Origin of the sequence: Nonomuraea fuscirosea (assembly GCF_035917475.1) — a bacterium.
Taxonomy (GTDB): domain Bacteria; phylum Actinomycetota; class Actinomycetes; order Streptosporangiales; family Streptosporangiaceae; genus Nonomuraea; species Nonomuraea fuscirosea.
The window spans coordinates 4,549,954-4,565,584 of the sequence record NZ_CP109074.1 but is presented as its reverse complement, the minus strand read 5'-3'; the positions used below and the strand labels follow the sequence as shown (position 1 = coordinate 4,565,584).

Below are 15,631 nucleotides of genomic sequence, written 5' to 3'. Positions count from 1 at the left end.
ACTAGATAAATGGAGCGCCGGTGATCGAGTTCTATCTGGACGGCGGGTCGGGCCTCTCGCCGTACCTGCAACTGGTCCAGCAAGTACGGCACGCGCTGCGGCTCGGCATGCTGCGCGAGGGCGACCAGCTGCCCACGGTCAAGGAGGTCGTTGCGCAGCTGGCGATCAACGCCAACACGGTCCTGAAGGCCTATCGGGAGCTGGAGCACGAGGGCCTGGTCGCCGCCAGGCCGGGGGTGGGCACGTTCGTGACGGCGACGCTCACCGACGCCTCGCTGGCCGCGCACGGCCCGCTGCGGCTGGATCTGCGGCGCTGGCTGGCCAAGGCCCGCCGGGCCGGCCTCGACGACGAGAGCATCGAGGCCCTGTTCATGTCCACCTTTCGCACCACAGCTCAGGAGGACATAGCGTGACCGCTGTCCTGCGGGCCCAGGCACTGGGCCGGAGATACGGCAGACGCTGGGCGCTGCGCGAGTGCACCCTCGACATCCCGGCCGGCCACGTCGTCGGGCTGGTGGGCCCCAACGGAGCCGGCAAGACCACGCTGCTGAAGCTGGCCGGCGGCCAGCTGGCGCCGACGGCGGGCGACATCACCGTGCTCGGCGGCCGGCCCGCCGGCGGCCCGGCGCAGCTGGCCAAGGTCGGTTTCGTCGCCCAGGACACCCCCGTCTACGCCGGGCTGAGCGTCGCCGAGCACCTGCGGCTGGGCGAGCGGCTCAACCCCCGCTGGGACACCGCCACGGCGCGGGAGCGGATCGCGCGGCTCGGCCTCGATCCCGCGCAACGGGCGGGCCGGCTGTCGGGCGGCCAGCGCGCCCAGCTCGCCCTCACCCTCGGGTTAGCCAAGCGGCCCGAGCTGCTCATCCTGGACGAACCCGTCTCCTCGCTCGACCCGCTGGCCCGCCGGGAATTCCTGCAGCACCTGATGGAGGCCACCGCCGAGCACCGCTTCAGCGTCCTGCTCTCCTCCCACCTGGTCCACGACCTGGAACGGGTCTGCGACTTCCTGGTCGTGCTCGTCGACTCCCGCGTGCGCGTGACCGGAGAGGTCGACGAACTGCTCACCACCCACCACCGGCTCACCGGCCCGCGCCGCGATCCCGACCGGCTGCCGGCCGGGCAGCACGTGGTCTCCGCGCGGCACACCGACCGCCAGAGCACGTACGTGATCCGCACCAACGACCCGATCCACGACCCCGCCTGGACGGTCAGCCGGCTCAGCCTGGAAGACCTCGTCCTGGCCTACATGGACCAGCGGACCGCCGAGCGGCGGGTCGCCCTGGAGGTGCAGAGGTGATCTGGCTGACCTGGCGCCAGTTCCGCGGCTCGGCCGCGACGATGGCCGCCCTGCTCGTGCTCCTCGCCGCCGCCCTGGCGCTGACCGGCCCCGGCCTGGCCGCCGACTACTCCGCCGGCATCGCCGCCTGCGCCCAGGACAACACCTGCGACCGCTTCTACGACCACTTCTTCGACGGGCACGACACCTCGTTCATGGCGTTGAGTCTCGCCGTGCTGCTGCTGCCTGCCCTCGCCGGGCTCTTCTGGGGAGCGCCGTTGATCACCCGCGAGCTGGAGGCGGGAACACACCTGCTGGTGTGGAACCAGAGCATCACCCGCGCCCACTGGCTGGCGGTCAAGCTCGGGCTCATGGGCCTGACCGCTATCGCCCTCGCCGGATTGTGCGGCCTCATGGTGACCTGGTGGGCCGACCCCCTGGACCGATCGGCCGCCGAGAACCTGGCCCTGATGGCCCCGCTGGTGTTCGGCGCGCGCGGCATCGCCCCGATGGGGTACGCGGCCTTCGCCTTCGTCCTGGGCGTGAGCGTGGGCATGCTGGTCCGCCGCACGCTCCCGGCCATGGTCCTCACCCTGGCCGTCTTCGCCGCGCTCCAGCTCGCCATGCCGCTGCTGGTCCGGCCGCACCTGATGCCGCCGATCACCGCGACCTTCGAGCTCGGCAGGACGAACGTGGACAGCATCAGCATCCCCCGGGACGGCGGGGCGAACCCGCGGATCTCCCTGGGCCTGGCCGTACCCGGCCAGGCGGGCGCCTGGGTCCTGGCCAACGACCTGCTCGACCCGTCCGGACGTGTGATCTCCGACGGCGGCGAGGGAGCCGTCGTCGCCACCTCCGCGACCTCGGGCCCCTGCGCGCCGACGGCGGGCGGAGGGGACGGCTGCATCGTCGAGATCAACCGGCTCGGCTACCGGCAGCAGGCGACCTACCAGCCGCTGGAGCGCTTCTGGCCCTTCCAGTGGATCGAGACCGGGATCTACGCCCTGCTCACCCTCGGCCTCACCTGGCTGTCGTTCTGGTGGATCCGCAGGCGCCTGACATGAGCGCGGTCAGGACCGCGGCCGCCGCCCTCGCCCTCCTGCTGGCGGCGGCCTGCACGGCACCGACGCCGCCGCGCGAGCAGGCGAGCAGGGCGGCCGGGACGGTCTGCGCGGCCCCCCAGGAACCTCCCGGCCCGCAGACGGCCACCACGATCGACGTCGTCGAGCAGGCGTACTTCTGCATCCTCGGCAACTACTACGGCGGCGCCACGCTGGACGCCCGCCCGCTGCTGCGCACCGCCTTCGCCGCACTGACCCAGGAGCTCAACCGGACCGGGCGCGACGTGCCGGGGGCCACCATGCCGGCGCTGACCGGGGACCGCGCAGCCGACTGGGCCGCGTTCGAGACCGCCTTCCGCGCGATCACCGATAAGGTCCCCGGCCTGCGCGACCGGCTGGGCGTCGTCACCCTTGAGGCCATGGTGGCCGGTCTGGGCGACAACCACGCCGTCTGGGCACATGACATCGTCCGGCATCCCGACCACTACGACGGCGACGGCTACGGCCTGGGGCTCCTCGCGAACGTCGGCGGCGCGCAGGCGGAGGGCGACCCCGGCACCGCCGTTCCGCCGCTGTTCGTCACCACCGTCCAGGGCGGCGCCGCGCGGGCCGCCGGGCTGCGCCCGGGCGACGTCATCGAGTCGATCGACGGCTCGGCCCCCTTCATCGACGGGAAGCCCACGCCCGCGATCGCCGCGCTCTATCCGCGCTACCCGCGGGCGCGCCCGGTCCGGCTGCGGGTGCTGCGGCAGAGCACCGGCCGCCGCTGGAGCGTGACCCTCGAACCCGGCCTGTTCCAGCAGGACCTGAGCGCCCTTCAGCTGGTGCGGTCGCGGCTGCTGGACGACGACATCGTCTACGTACGGGTGCGCGGGTTCGCCTCCGACTCCGCCGACCGGGCGTTGCAGGCGATCGCCCGGCTGCGCACCGGCCGGACGCCGGCCGGCGTCGTCCTGGACCTGCGCGGCAACGGCGGCGGCAGCCCCAGAGAGGCGATCCGGCTGGTGAGCGCGTTCGCCCACGGCGCGACCACCGCCTACCTGTGCACGGCGGACGACAGGTGCGAGAGCCTGCGGACCGACGACACCGTCGCCCTGGTCGGCCTGCCGCTGACGGTGCTCATCGACCGCGGCTGCGCCTCGGCCTGCGAACACTTCAGCTCCGCGATCAAGGACCTGCGGGCCGGCTCGCTGGTCGGCACCAGGACCGCCGGTGCCGTCTCCGGGCCTGCGCAGGGCTACCTGCTGCGCGACAACACCCTGCTGGCCCTCCCCAGCAGGCGCCACCTGGGACCCGATCGCGAGGTGGTCGACCGGATCGGCGTGCCGCCCGACCACCACGTGCCCCTGACCCCCGAGGACGCGGCCGCCGGGCGCGATCCGGCGCTGGCCAAGGCCCTGACCCTGCTGCACAAGTGAGGACGCCTCCATGAGACACCTCCTGGCCGTCGCCGCGGGACTGGTCGTGCTGGCCTCGTCCGCCTGCTCCGCGCCCACGCCGCCCCGCTCGGCCGTTCCCTCGACCACGCCGTCCGGGCCCGCCACCCTGCCCGCCCCCACCGGCGCCCGGCCGGTCGGCACCACCGTCCTGTATCTGAAGGACACCTCCCGGCCCGATCCCTGGAACCTCGACGCCGGCGCGCGCGAGCTCAAGGTCACCCTCTGGTATCCGGCCGCGCGGAGTGACGGGCCGAAGGCGCCGTACATGACGGCGCAGGAATCGCGGCTCGCCATCAGACGCTACGGCGTCATGGGCGTCCCGGACGACATCCTCAGCAGGACGCGCACGAACGCTGTCAAGGACGCCGAAGCCGCGGGACGGAGACTTCCGCTGGTGGTGCTGTCGCCGGGCTTCACCAACCCGGTGAGCACGCTCACCTCCCTGGCCGAGGACCTGGCCAGCCGCGGCTACGTCGTGGCGGGCGTCGACCACACCTACGAGAGTTACGCCACGACCCTGGCCGGCGGGCGGGTCGCCGAATGTCTCGCGTGCGACAGCGACACCGACCCCGGTTTCGGCTCCGGGGCGGTCGCGGGCCGGGCCGCGGACGTCTCGTTCGTCCTCGACCAGCTGCCCGCGAAGTGGGACGACTCCCACCGGATCGACCGCTCCAAGATCGCCATGGTCGGCCAGTCGATGGGCGGGGCGAGTGCCATAGCGGCCATGGTGCGCGACCCCCGCGTGCGAGCCGGCGTCGACATGGACGGCACCACCTACGCCCGCATCCCCAAGAAGGGGTTCTCCCGGCCGTTCCTGTTCCTGGGCACGCCGCAGCACGTCCCCGGCGGCCGCGACCCCTCCTGGGAGCGCGACTGGAAACTGCTGACCGGATGGAAACGCTGGCTGGTGCTGACGGGCGCCGAACACCAGTCCTTCACCGACGGCTCGCTGATGGCGGCCACGCTCGGCGTCAGGCCCGCCTCCGGCGTCCTGCCGGGGCCGCGCGCCGCCGAGCTCACCCGCACGTACGTGGCGGCCTTCCTCGACCAGCACCTGAAGTCGCGGCGCCAGCCCCTGCTGGACGAGCCGTCGCCACGCCACCCCGAGGTCAAGCTCTGCCCCGCGGCCTGCTCGGCTCCTCGTTGAGCCTGCCGTACGACGCCGCCGCCGACTGCCGGAGGACCTCCATCGCACATCCTGTGGGAGACGGCAGTTACGATCACGGCATGCCGAAGCTCATCGTCTCTGTCCTGACGTCCCTCGACGGGTACTACGAAGGTCCCGACAAGGACCTCTCCTCGATGCCGTTCGAGGATGCGTTCAACAGTCACAACCTCGGCCTTCTCCAGCGCGCGGGCACGCTCGTGTACGGCAGCACGTGGTTCCCCGGCAACTGGGAGCACTGGTCCGCCGTGGCCGCCGACGAGTCGCACAACGACCGCGATCGCGAGATCGCTGAGCTCGTTACCTCCCTGGATGCTGTGGTCATCAGCGACTCGATGAAGGTCGACCCTGACGCCCCCTGGGCGGCGACGACGCGGGTGGTGTCTCGCGGCGAGGCTCCGGAGGAGATTGCGCGGCTCAAGCGAGGCAGCGGCGCCGACCTGCTCATGTTCGGCAGCGCGACGACCTGGAATCCGTTGCTCGCGGACGGCCTGGTCGACGAGTTGATCGTCCTCGTCGGCGCCGCCCTGCTCGGTGACGGATCCAAGCTTTACTCGGGATCGCGAGCGGGCCTGAAACTGCTCGCAGCTCGTGTACTGCCCGATTCGCAGCTGGCTGAACTGCGCTATGACGCGACCGGCGTGAAGGACTGACTCTGCGCCTTGATCGACCCGGCTCGGTAGCATGCAACGCATGGCCATCAGACTTGAGAACGTCGGCATTGCCGTTCGCGACCTCGAAGCGGCGATCTCCTTTTTCACAGACCTCGGTCTCACGGTCGTCGGCCGTGACACGGTCAGTGGTGAGTGGACCGACACTGCCGTCGGCCTTGATGGCAACCACGCCAACATTGCGATGCTCCAGACCCCAGACGGTCACGGTCGCCTTGAGCTCTTCGAATACATCCACCCTGAAGCGATCGAATCGGAGCCCACTCGTCCCAACGAGATTGGCATGCACCGCGTCGCCTTCTCCGTCGACGACATCGACAAAGCCCTTGAGACAGCCGCGAAACACGGATGCCGACCTCTCCGCGGTGTGGCCACCTATGAGGACATCTACAAGCTCACGTACGTCCGCGGTCCCAGCGGCATCATCGTGATGCTCGCCGAGGAGCTGAAGAGCTGAGTTCAGTCGGCGGTGCGGGCTGGGCGGGTCGACCATACCTGTGCCACCAGGAAGGTGCCCGCGCCGAACAGCACCACACCAAGGGGCACGTGGATGGCAACGTCGCCGCTGGCGCCGACCACGAACTGGATGCCGGTCAACAGGACCATTAACGCGCTGACGATCAGATATCGCGCTGATCCGTGGCCCACCCGCCACACCAGGAGCGCGGTGATGACCTGGAGGACCAGCGCGACAGAGACGGCGCCGCCCGTGGCATCGTGCAACTGGCGGCCGCCCTCGTTCGACAAGAGCTGTCCAGCGGTGAACGCCTGCATCAGCAGGGTGGCGGCCAGGAACAGCGTTGTCGCCTTCATCAGGCCAAAGAACCGGGGAAGCGGGGCGTGCTCCGCGTGAGCCGGAAAGGGCAGCTTGGCCGACGATGACATGGGATCACTCCTTGGTGGTCGTTTTGCTGGGTGGGGTGAAGGGGTTTGCTGGCTGCGGTGACTCACCCCGGATCCGGACAAGTGCCGAGCCGCCCCCCTCCCGGACAGGCTTCAATGGATCTGCTCCTGGTTGCGGGTGGTGTCAGTTCTCAGCGGCCACCCGCTCACCAGATCACCCGCAGCGTGCGCACGCCGTACACCAGGCTGAAGACCCGGAAGTCCACCTGCTCGTATGCATCGGCCAGGGCCAGGTTGGGGAAGCGTCGCAGCAGGGCAGGGAAGGCGATGCGCATCTCCATCCGCGCCAGCGGCGCCCCGAGACAGTGGTGCACCCCGTGGCCGAAGGCGACGTGGCCGGCGGCTCCCCGGGTGAGGTCGAGGGTGTCGGGATTGTCGATGAAGGCAGGGTCGCGGTTGGCGGCGGGAAGCGAAAGGATCACGAGCGAGCCCGCGGGGATGGCATGCCCGGCGATCTCCACATCCGTCGTGGTCGTACGCGGTGGCAGCGACTGCACGACGGACAGCCAGCGCAGCAGCTCCTCGACGGCGGGCTCGACCTGCGCGGGATCGTCGCGGATCATCGCCAGCTGGTCCGGGTGCCGCAGCAGGGCCAGGGTGCCCAGGCCGAGCATGTTCGAGGTGGTCTCATGCCCGGCCAGCAGCAGAAGTCCCGCGATGCCGATCAGCTCATCGGTACGGAGATCGTGGCCGTGCTCGCGCACCAGCATGCCCAGCATGTCCTCGCCTGGATCCGCCTGGGCGCGGGCCACCAGGCCCGCCATGTAGGCGCGGTCCTCCCGCTGCGCCGCGAGGCGCTGCTCCATCGGCAAGGAGGTGTCCAGCAGGCGTACGGAACGCTCGTGGAACTCGGCGCGATCTGCATGCGGCACGCCCAGCAGCTCGCAGATCACCAGCGACGGCACCGGCAGCGCGAAGTGTGACACCAGATCGGCCGGCTTGCCGGCCCGCTCCAGATCGTCCAGAGCCGTCTGGACGATCTCGGTGATCCGCGGCTCCAGCCTGCGCATCCGCCGTGCCGTGAACTCCGGGGTGAGCATCCGGCGCAACCGCGTGTGCTCGGGCGGGTCGAATCCGATCAGCTGCCCGGCCTGCATCCTGGCCAGCTCGTCGGCGTCCATCTGCCCGGATCCCGGGAACGGCGTCAGGGCACTGCTGAACCGGGCCGGATCCGACAGTACCTGGCGAACATCCTCGTGGCGGCAGACCAGGTACGCGGGCGAGCCGAACGGCGTCTCGACCCGGACCACACCCTCTCCGTCACGAGCCCCGGCCAGCTCCTCAACCGGGTTGAACCCGTTCCGCCGCATGTGCAGCGGCAATTCCGGCGCTTGCGTCATCATCTGTCCATTCATCTGGTGATCGAGTGAGATCTTCAGGCGCGGGTCTTGGCCAGCAGGTCGATGACCTCGGCGGTGGTGGCGCTCTCGCCGAGAAGGGGAAAGATCCGTTCAACGCTGTTGCGATGCGCCTGCGCGTTCAGGTCGGTCATGGCGTCGGTCACCAGCGTGAGGTTGTAGCCGTGTTCGTAGGCGGCGCGGGCGGTGGACTCCACGCCGATGCTGGTGGCAATCCCGGCCAGCACGACCTGTGTGACGTCGCGACGGCGCAACTGCAGGTCGAGGTCGGTGCCGTAGAAGGCACCCCAGGAGCGCTTGGTCACGGTGATGTCGCCGGGGTGGCCAGCCAGGTCATCGACGATGACGTCCCAGCCCTCGGGCAGGGGGCCAGGCGGGCGCGGAATCTCGGTGCGTCCTGGAGCAGCATCCGATCCGTCCGCGCGGGCCGTGACCCGGACCAGGACAACCGGAGCGCTGTGGTCGCGAAAGGCGTCGGCCAGTTCGACCGCACGGGCCACCACCTCGGCGCCGGTGTAAGGGGTTGCGGGGCGGGCGACGATGGCGTTCTGCAGGTCGATGAGGACGAGTGCGGTTGTTGTGTCGATAGTGGTGACGGGCATGAGTGAGCCCCTTTCCGGGATGCGGTGATGAGTCCAGGCGTCAAACGGAGTCCCCGAACGCCGCTGGCGAGCGAGGTTCGGAGGAAACCTTGTTCTCGGAGCTCCGGGCCGTGGAGCTCCGAGAACAAGGCCAGGCCGCGGTCATAGGGCCGGCTCAGGGTTGGGTGTCGAGCCACTCCTGGAAGGTTGGGCCGGCGAGCTTGGCGTGCGGGCTCGGCAGGAACCCGCCCTCGGCGGCGATCTCGGCATCGGGCATGCCCGAGCCGTCGACGCCGACGACCTTGATGCCTCGGCGGGCGCCGAGGAGCCGGGCCGCCTCCGCCAAGATCTCCTTGCGGGGTCCGGCGATCTCGGGGATCGGCGTTCTTGGAGCGGGCTCGCCAGGGTTGAGGGCCAGGTCGACCAGTTCCTCGGCCACGGTGCGGCAGGCCACGAGCTGGGTGGGCAGATCCGGGATGTAGGCGACGTCGCCCTGCTGCCAGTCCAGAAGCTGACCGACGAACTCGTGGAACTGCGCGGCCCGCAGGATGCGGACGGGGATCGGGCCGGACAGGAGGAGTTCCTCGTGCACCTTCTTGGCGGCGAGGAAACCTTCGGTGGCCTTGTCGACGCCGATGATGGACGCCACGGTGATCTGGGCGACCTCGGCCTTCTGACCGTACTCGTGCAGATTGCGGGCCGAGGTGCGGAAGAATTCCGTCGCCGCCTCCTGGTCGGAGGCGTGCCACGAGGCGACGTCGATGATGACATCCACCTCGGTGAGCGCCTCGGCCAGGCCCTCACCGGTGATGATGTCCACGCCGGTGGCTCGGGACATCGGCACGACCTGGTGCCCCCGTGCGGTGAGGACGTCGACGACATGGCGTCCCAGCCGCCCGGTCGCTCCTGCCACCGCGAACGTGGTGATGCTCATGCTGGGTGCCTTTCTTACTCGCTGTAGTTCTGGCCGGGGGGCATGCCGGGGATCGGCTTGGCGATGAGAGCGGCGGGGGTGAAGAAGCCGATGTGGGCGATCGCCATGATGAGCGTCCAGAGCGCCTTGTCGTCGTAGTGCGCGGACGCCTTGGCGTACAGCTCGTCGGGGACGCGCTCCCCGGACGGGTTCGGGGTGAGGACCGCCTCCACGAGCTCCAGCGCGACTCGTTCGGCGTCGGTGAAGTAGGCGGCGTCCCGCCAGGTGGCCACGGCGGTGATGCGCTCCTCTGATTCCCCTGCCTGGCGGAGGTTGCCGGTTTCCCGGATGGTGAAGTACGTGCTGCCGAGCAGCTGCCCGGCGCGCAGCTGCAGCAGGTGGACGGTGGTCTGCGGAATCGCGCCGTTCTTGATGACCTTGTGCAAACCTCCGGCGACTTCTGCCATCTCGGGGACGAACGGGAGGGGGTTGGGCATGCGCGACCGGAGGTCGGTCGTCGTGGGTGCAGACATGGCGAGGGCTTCCCTTCTCAAACTCGGGCTCGTGGTGTCGCGTGCCGTACGGATCGTTCGCACGGCGTCCTGACGAACACGAGACGCCGGCTACCCGCCCTCCGTAACAGCGCTGTCATGTGACGTGGATCACCGATCGCGCGTGTTACGAAACGGTCGGGAGCGGCGTCTCATGCGTGTGGTAGAGCTGAATGTGGACAGGCAGGGGCCAGGCGTGAGTGAGCGCAGCGAGCGAACGACGGACACACCGGGGGCCGCTCGACCGTGCCGACCGCGTGGACCCCGCCACCGAGGCGTTCGTCGCCCATCGCAACCTGCTGTTCACCGTCGCCTACGAGATGCTCGGTTCAGCCACCGACGCCGAAGACGCCCTGCAGGAGACCTGGCTGCGCTGGGTGGACGTCGATCTCGACACCGTGCGGGAGGAGCGTGCCTACCTGGTGCGGATCGTCACCCGGCAGGCGCTGGACCGGCTGCGTGCGCTCGGCCGGCGTAAGGAGTCCTACGTCGGACCGTGGCTGCCCGAGCCGTTGCTGACCGCGCCTGATGTGGCCGAGGACGTGGAGCTGGCCGACAGCGTCTCGATGGCGATGCTGCTGGTGCTGGAGACGCTCCAGCCGATCGAGCGGGCCGTGTTTGTGCTGCGCGAGGTGTTCGACCTGGACTACGACGAGATCGCCGAGGCCGTCGACAAGAGCCCGTCCGCGGTCCGTCAGCTCGCCTATCGGGCCCGGGCACACGTCGCCGCGCGCCGGCCACGCGGCACCGGCTCCCCGGCCGAGCACCGAGCCGCCCTCCAGGCTTTCCAACGAGCGGTCGAGACCGGCGAGCTGCAGAGCCTGCTCGACATCCTCGCGCCGGACGTCGTCGCCCTGAGCGACGGCGGCGGTGTCAAGCATGCCCTGCTGCGGCCCATCGTGGGGGCTGACAACGTTGCTCGCTTGCTGGCCGTCGGCTGGTGGAAGCGCGACGCGGAAAGGTCCGTCGAGTTGGTGCAGATCAATGGCGGCCCGGGGCTGCTCGTCCGAGTCGACGGCGAGATCGATGGCGTGGTGGCGGTGCGAGTGGAGAACGGCTACGTTACCGGCACCTACCACGTGCGCAATCCCGAGAAGCTGTCGCGTATTGACCAGCAGACCGCCGTGACCCGCTGAGAACCCGTCAGAAGACCTGTCACCCGAGGAATCCTGAACGCGCGGATCTTCGCGCACGGTCGCGGCCGGTGTGGTCGCGGCCGTACGCCTGACGTCTCGGGCTCCTTGTCCGAGCACCTGCCGCTACAAGCCGAATACGAAATGCCGCTGGAAGGCGAAGAACACGATCGCGGTGGGGCGCGCCAGAATGCATCTCACAGGACACCAGCTCACGGTTGACACCCAAGCTGTGGCACAGAAGATGAATTATCTGTCGCACTGGCGGTTGCCGGATCCTGCCCAGTTCGGCCTTCGCCGCGCCGCGGGCGACTCGGCACCATTATGTGTCACATCCACGTGCAGGAGGACGGCCCGTGTCCGTCGTGGCGTTCCCCGCACAGCCCGACCCGACCCCTCTTCCCGGCACGGCCGGCTCGACGACCGCCGCAGCCATCGAGCGCTTCCTGGAGTCCCGCACCCCGGCCACTACCCGCGCCGGCTACGCCGAGACCCTCACCCACCTCGCCGCGATCACCGGACCGGATCATTCCGTCGCCGCGCTGACCCCCGAGCAGTACGCCGCGGTAATGGATCGCTGGCAGGCCGCGTCCGCCGCCACCTGGAACCGGCACCTGTCCGCCCTGGTTTCCTTCACCACCTGGGCCCAACGCCAGGAACTGCTGGCCACCAACCCCGCCCGGCGCCTGGAGCGCCGCAAACCCGGCCGCCGCGGCGACCGCGCCATCCCTCGCGCTCGGCTGGAGACGCTGTTCACCGACACCGCGCACGCGCTGCGCGAACGAGTCCTCTGGAGGCTCCCGTACGGCACCGCCGCCCGCGCCGAGGAAATCCTCACCCTCAACGTCGAGGACCTCGACCTGGAGTTCCGCCGCGCCCGCGGCACCAGCAAGGGTGGCGGCCTCGAGTACGTGCACTGGGCCACCCCCACCGCCCGCATCCTGCCCCGCCTGCTGGCATCACCGCCGAAGCCGACTCCGCCCAGCGCCGCCGCCCCCGCTGATCCGACACCGTCCCAGTGCCACGCGTGCCGCCGAACGGAACCCGTTCGTTCTGGACAAATCAAAGGCCTGGATTCTCGCCGATCTTGAGGGCTGCAGCGGCAACCCGAGCGGGCCGGCGCTCAGCACATCCATCAGGCACGCCGCCCACAGCTGCTTGGCCTGCTCCATGTCAGCCTCGGTGACCCGGTCGGCGTCGGCCAGCTTGCCGGAGGCGAGAAGATTCAGTCAGGCCGCCGGACCGGACGATTCTGATCGCAGTTTCGGCACTGATCGCTCTCGACGGTGCGCATGTTGACCGTGGGCTCATCGTTCATCGTTGGACGGTAACACCGGGATGGGCGACATGAGGAGAGCTGACCTGCTTCCAGGTCGCCGGCGCTGGCTGGCAGCAGGGAAGATCTGGGCCCTCAGAGCAGCCCTTCCCGTCAAGATCATTCTTGCTGCTAGTTCCAGCGACCCAAGTGACTCTCCAATAAGGGCGGGTCAGAGACGGCTTCGTTGGATTTTCCGCGATTGCTACCGGGACCTCAACGGCGTCGAAGGTGCCGGCAACCTCCGATCAAGCCGTGATCCGTGCGGCCGTCACGGCGGCCCGCTCGATCTTCGCGCGGTAGGCCGCGCGGGCCGCTTCGTCGATCTGCTGCTCGTGCTCGGGGCGCAGCCCGGTCCGGCCGTCGAGGCCCTCGCGCAGGATGTCGGCATGCCCGGCATGCCGGACGGTCTCGCCGAGGACGTGCACCATGATGGCGAACAGGTTCGAGTGCCGGGCCGGCGTCGACTCCGGCCACCACGGCACGTGGCCGGGGGCGTCCAGGGGAAGCGCGTCGATCGTCGCGTCCGAGTGCTCCCACGTGCGCCGGTAGAACCCGATGATCTGATCGCGGGTCTCGTCCTCGGCCGCCCAGTGATCGCCGCCGTCGGAGTCCTGCCACCGGGGCAGCGGCTCCGGTGAAGGGCGGCCGAAGACCTCGCCGAAGTACCTGGCCTCGACCATGGCCACGTGTTTGACCAGGCCGAGGAGGTTGGTCCCGGTCGCGGTCAGCGGCCGGCGGGAGTCGTACTCGGACAGGCCGTCGAGTTTCCACAGCAGCGCCTCGCGGTCGCGCCGCAGCCTCCCGTGCAGGGTGTCCTTCGCGCAATCATCGATCATGCGGCACGAGCCTGCCATGGGCCGAACGCCGTCTCCAAATCCCGCACCTGCTCCGCGGCCCTCACCGTGCTCCTCACCGTGCTCCTCACCGTGCTCCTCACTGTGCTTCTCACTGGGGCCCTCACTGGGGCCCTTGCTGGGGGACGGCGACCGATTCGGCGGAGAGCGTGACCTGGAGGGTGATGTGCGGGTTGTCCGGTTGCGGGAGCTCAAGCCCACGCCTGAACTCCTCGGCGTCGTCCGGCATCACCTTCGGCTGAACGGTGACCTCGACCCGGCCGGTCTCGTCATCCGCGTGCGCCGTCATCGTGGCCACCTCAGGACGGGAGCGGAGCCAGGAGACGACGGTGTCCTGGGCCCGCCGGAGCTCCGCGGCCGAGAATCCCTTGCCGCCGATCAGGGTGACCTCCATGGGCAGGGTCCTGGCCAGCTCGATCGCGCGAGCCGGAATGGGACCCTTGAAGCCGACGCGCAGCCCCTGGTGGTCCTCGACGTAGGCGACGCCGGAGATCTCGTCAGGGAACTCCGTATGGAGTTCGTCGATCACCCGGCTGTCGGACGACTGTGAGCCGAAGCGGTCGATGGCCTCCTCGTAGGAGATGCCCTCCGACCTGGCCATGGTCCCGAGGTCGACCAGCTCGGCGTAGGGAACGCCGTCGATCGCCACGGCAGGTTCGGTCGCCGCGGGGTCGTACCCGTCGAAGTCCGTCGGCCTGGGCGACGCGCTGGCGGCCAGCCGGGCCGCGTACCGCTTGACGACCTCCTCCAGAGGCCGGCCCGACGCCGCCGCCTCTCGCTTGAGCCTCTCCAGGGTAGGCCGATGCGGTTTCGGCTGATCGGCCCTCGGTAACACGATCGTCTCGGTCCCGGCCGTGCCGGGTGCCGGGCCGGCTACGGTCTGGCCGCAGGCGCACAGCGACGCGAGCAGCGCGAGAACGGCCAGACATGATCTCTTCATATCTTTGGGACGCGTTACCGGCCTGGAGGGTTCAGGCCCGTGGCTACTTGGCCGTTCTGGGCAGCACCATTCTGGACGCGTCGACGAGGAGGAGGCCGGCGACGCCGACGATCGGGAGCAGGGTGAGTTGCCAGAGGCCGGCGCCGTCCCAGCCGAGCGAGCCCACCAGGCGGGCGAACAGCAGCCCGGAGAAGGCCGCGGCCACGTAGTAGGTGAGGATGAACAGGCCGGCGCCGCGGCCGACCTGGTGCGGGCGGACGGCGCGCTGCATGGCCGTGCTGCAGTTGGTGAACAGGAAACCGCTGGCGAACGTGCCCATCAGGAACGACAGCAGGTACTGGGCAGGCGCCGCGGTGGCGATCTGGTACATCAGGTACGCGGTGACGCCGGTGGCGACCATGGCGAACATCAGCAGGCGGGCCTGGTTGAACCGGTCGCCGAGCCAGCCGGCCGGCAGGGCCATCATGGCGCCGAGGCCGCCCATGGACACGGCGAACGCGGCCTGGTCGGGCGCGAAGCCGAGCGCCTCGCGCAGGAACGTCGGGTAGAGGCCGAGGTAGCCGTAGAAGACCAGGCCGGAGACGGCGCAGGCGATGCCGATGCCGAGCGTGTTGCGGTTGTACGGGGAGGCCGGCACGTGGTCGTACGACGCCCCGGCCGGATCCGCGGCGGCGCCGGTGACCGCCTCGGTCATCCTGCGTGACACCGTCGCCGCGATGATCAGGCTCATGACAAGACCGGCGGCGGCGAACAGGAAGAACGGCGCCCGCCAGGTCCCCCAGCCCTCGGCGAGATCGTTGCCGAACAGCGGGCCGAGGAAGACGCCGAGGCCGAAGGCCACGCCGACGACGCCGGCGGCGAGGGCGCGGCGGTGGAAGAAGAACGCGCCGATCACGGCGTACAGGGCGGTGGCCTGGACGCCCTCGCCGACGCCGGAGACCAGCCGGTAGATGCTCATGTCGACGAATCCCACGGCCAGCGGTATGGCGAGGGTGCCGAGCGAGTAGACGAGCACGCTGACGATGACGATGGCCTTGCGGGAGAGCCGGTCGGCCAGGTATCCGGCCGGCGGTCCGGCGAGGGCGAGGCCGAGGGTGAAGCCGGTGGCCAGGAGCCCGCCCTGTTCGAGGGAGAAGCCGAGCTCGGTCCGGATGTCGGGCAGGAGGGGATAGAAGATCTGCCGGTCCATCGCGTTGAGCATGTACGAGGTGCACAGGACCGCGAAGCCGATCGCGATGGAGGTCTTCGTCAATGAACCGGAGTCGGAGCTCGTTCGGGCGCTTCCGCCCTCGGTGGCGCTGCTCATCAAGTGGCTCCTCTGTGGCGCAGGGGGTGAACCCACCTCCGGCCAGAACTTCATCGGACAATCGTCCGTAGAGCGGTCGGCAATGGGTTGGCCTCAGAATGATGCGTGCCGCGGCACCTGTCAAGGGGGTGTTGGGGCTTGTGAGGGGCCCAAGACGTGCGC

At 69.8% G+C, this 15,631-nt stretch carries 17 protein-coding genes; 9 read left to right on the top strand and 8 right to left on the bottom strand.

All coding sequences use genetic code 11. The annotated features are described in order from the left end of the window. Positions 1–20: 20 nt before the first annotated feature. From OIE67_RS20970 to OIE67_RS20940, 7 genes are all read left to right on the top strand, one after another. A complete protein-coding gene (locus tag OIE67_RS20970; protein ID WP_326642838.1) occupies positions 21–413 on the top strand; it encodes a GntR family transcriptional regulator in 393 nt (130 codons plus the stop codon). Continuing rightward, positions 410–1,297 carry an ABC transporter ATP-binding protein gene (locus OIE67_RS20965; RefSeq protein ID WP_326642836.1) on the top strand — a complete coding sequence of 296 codons (888 nt, stop codon included), beginning with the start codon at positions 410–412 and terminating at the stop codon, positions 1,295–1,297. The genes OIE67_RS20970 and OIE67_RS20965 overlap by 4 nt, the downstream gene beginning before the upstream one ends. Further along, complete coding sequence (locus OIE67_RS20960; RefSeq protein ID WP_326642834.1) at positions 1,294–2,340, top strand: ABC transporter permease; 1,047 nt, start codon at positions 1,294–1,296, stop codon at positions 2,338–2,340. The genes OIE67_RS20965 and OIE67_RS20960 overlap by 4 nt, the downstream gene beginning before the upstream one ends. Beyond that, complete coding sequence (locus tag OIE67_RS20955) at positions 2,337–3,755, top strand: S41 family peptidase (protein ID WP_326642831.1); 1,419 nt, start codon at positions 2,337–2,339, stop codon at positions 3,753–3,755. Before OIE67_RS20960 ends, OIE67_RS20955 begins: the two co-directional genes overlap by 4 nt. A gap of 10 nt (positions 3,756–3,765) precedes the next feature. Then, positions 3,766–4,923 (top strand): alpha/beta hydrolase family protein, encoded by a 1,158-nt coding sequence (locus OIE67_RS20950; protein WP_326642829.1) that lies wholly within the window; start codon positions 3,766–3,768, stop codon positions 4,921–4,923. A gap of 80 nt (positions 4,924–5,003) precedes the next feature. Next, positions 5,004–5,594: a dihydrofolate reductase family protein gene (locus OIE67_RS20945; RefSeq protein WP_326642827.1), complete on the top strand. Its 591-nt coding sequence runs from the start codon at positions 5,004–5,006 to the stop codon at positions 5,592–5,594. Positions 5,595–5,634: 40 nt separating this feature from the next. Further along, positions 5,635–6,069: a VOC family protein gene (locus OIE67_RS20940; RefSeq protein WP_326642825.1), complete on the top strand. Its 435-nt coding sequence runs from the start codon at positions 5,635–5,637 to the stop codon at positions 6,067–6,069. Positions 6,070–6,071: 2 nt separating this feature from the next. On the opposite strand, the gene OIE67_RS20935 is transcribed toward OIE67_RS20940, so the two are convergent. From OIE67_RS20935 to OIE67_RS20915, 5 genes are all read right to left on the bottom strand, one after another. Further along, the gene (locus OIE67_RS20935; protein WP_326642824.1) at positions 6,072–6,497 is read right to left on the bottom strand and encodes a hypothetical protein; all 426 of its coding nucleotides are present in this window, start codon (positions 6,495–6,497) and stop codon (positions 6,072–6,074) included. Positions 6,498–6,661: 164 nt separating this feature from the next. After that, positions 6,662–7,858 (bottom strand): cytochrome P450, encoded by a 1,197-nt coding sequence (locus OIE67_RS20930; protein WP_326642822.1) that lies wholly within the window; start codon positions 7,856–7,858, stop codon positions 6,662–6,664. Between the two features lie 32 nt (positions 7,859–7,890). Next, positions 7,891–8,475 carry a hydrolase gene (locus tag OIE67_RS20925; RefSeq protein WP_326642820.1) on the bottom strand — a complete coding sequence of 195 codons (585 nt, stop codon included), beginning with the start codon at positions 8,473–8,475 and terminating at the stop codon, positions 7,891–7,893. A gap of 154 nt (positions 8,476–8,629) precedes the next feature. After that, complete coding sequence (locus tag OIE67_RS20920; protein WP_326642818.1) at positions 8,630–9,388, bottom strand: SDR family oxidoreductase; 759 nt, start codon at positions 9,386–9,388, stop codon at positions 8,630–8,632. 14 nt (positions 9,389–9,402) lie between these two features. Further along, a complete protein-coding gene (locus OIE67_RS20915; RefSeq protein ID WP_326642816.1) occupies positions 9,403–9,900 on the bottom strand; it encodes a carboxymuconolactone decarboxylase family protein in 498 nt (165 codons plus the stop codon). Positions 9,901–10,175: 275 nt separating this feature from the next. Between OIE67_RS20915 and OIE67_RS20910 the strand changes: the two genes are divergently transcribed. Continuing rightward, positions 10,176–11,054, top strand: a complete 879-nt coding sequence (locus OIE67_RS20910; RefSeq protein WP_326642814.1) for an RNA polymerase sigma-70 factor — start codon at positions 10,176–10,178, stop codon at positions 11,052–11,054. Between the two features lie 353 nt (positions 11,055–11,407). Beyond that, positions 11,408–12,142, top strand: a complete 735-nt coding sequence (locus OIE67_RS20905; protein WP_326642812.1) for a tyrosine-type recombinase/integrase — start codon at positions 11,408–11,410, stop codon at positions 12,140–12,142. A gap of 472 nt (positions 12,143–12,614) precedes the next feature. Here OIE67_RS20905 and OIE67_RS20900 read toward each other — a convergent pair whose 3' ends face one another. The 3 genes from OIE67_RS20900 to OIE67_RS20890 form a co-directional block, all read right to left on the bottom strand. Beyond that, positions 12,615–13,205: a DinB family protein gene (locus OIE67_RS20900; protein WP_326642810.1), complete on the bottom strand. Its 591-nt coding sequence runs from the start codon at positions 13,203–13,205 to the stop codon at positions 12,615–12,617. Positions 13,206–13,326: 121 nt separating this feature from the next. Beyond that, entirely contained in the window at positions 13,327–14,163 is an 837-nt protein-coding gene (locus OIE67_RS20895) for a hypothetical protein (RefSeq protein ID WP_326642808.1), read from the bottom strand. Between the two features lie 43 nt (positions 14,164–14,206). Next, a complete protein-coding gene (locus tag OIE67_RS20890; protein ID WP_326642807.1) occupies positions 14,207–15,469 on the bottom strand; it encodes an MFS transporter in 1,263 nt (420 codons plus the stop codon). Positions 15,470–15,631: the final 162 nt, after the last annotated feature.

What these genes read in the sequence shown, in the direction of transcription:
- OIE67_RS20955 (WP_326642831.1), top strand. Translation starts at nt 2,337, where the DNA reads ATGAGCGCGGTCAGGACCGCGGCCGCCGCCCTCGCCCTCCTGCTGGCG.
- OIE67_RS20950 (WP_326642829.1), top strand. Translation starts at nt 3,766, where the DNA reads ATGAGACACCTCCTGGCCGTCGCCGCGGGACTGGTCGTGCTGGCCTCG.
- OIE67_RS20945 (WP_326642827.1), top strand. Translation starts at nt 5,004, where the DNA reads ATGCCGAAGCTCATCGTCTCTGTCCTGACGTCCCTCGACGGGTACTAC.
- OIE67_RS20940 (WP_326642825.1), top strand. Translation starts at nt 5,635, where the DNA reads ATGGCCATCAGACTTGAGAACGTCGGCATTGCCGTTCGCGACCTCGAA.
- OIE67_RS20935 (WP_326642824.1), bottom strand. Translation starts at nt 6,497, where the DNA reads ATGTCATCGTCGGCCAAGCTGCCCTTTCCGGCTCACGCGGAGCACGCC.
- OIE67_RS20930 (WP_326642822.1), bottom strand. Translation starts at nt 7,858, where the DNA reads ATGATGACGCAAGCGCCGGAATTGCCGCTGCACATGCGGCGGAACGGG.
- OIE67_RS20925 (WP_326642820.1), bottom strand. Translation starts at nt 8,475, where the DNA reads ATGCCCGTCACCACTATCGACACAACAACCGCACTCGTCCTCATCGAC.
- OIE67_RS20920 (WP_326642818.1), bottom strand. Translation starts at nt 9,388, where the DNA reads ATGAGCATCACCACGTTCGCGGTGGCAGGAGCGACCGGGCGGCTGGGA.
- OIE67_RS20915 (WP_326642816.1), bottom strand. Translation starts at nt 9,900, where the DNA reads ATGTCTGCACCCACGACGACCGACCTCCGGTCGCGCATGCCCAACCCC.
- OIE67_RS20900 (WP_326642810.1), bottom strand. Translation starts at nt 13,205, where the DNA reads ATGATCGATGATTGCGCGAAGGACACCCTGCACGGGAGGCTGCGGCGC.
- OIE67_RS20895 (WP_326642808.1), bottom strand. Translation starts at nt 14,163, where the DNA reads ATGAAGAGATCATGTCTGGCCGTTCTCGCGCTGCTCGCGTCGCTGTGC.
- OIE67_RS20890 (WP_326642807.1), bottom strand. Translation starts at nt 15,469, where the DNA reads ATGAGCAGCGCCACCGAGGGCGGAAGCGCCCGAACGAGCTCCGACTCC.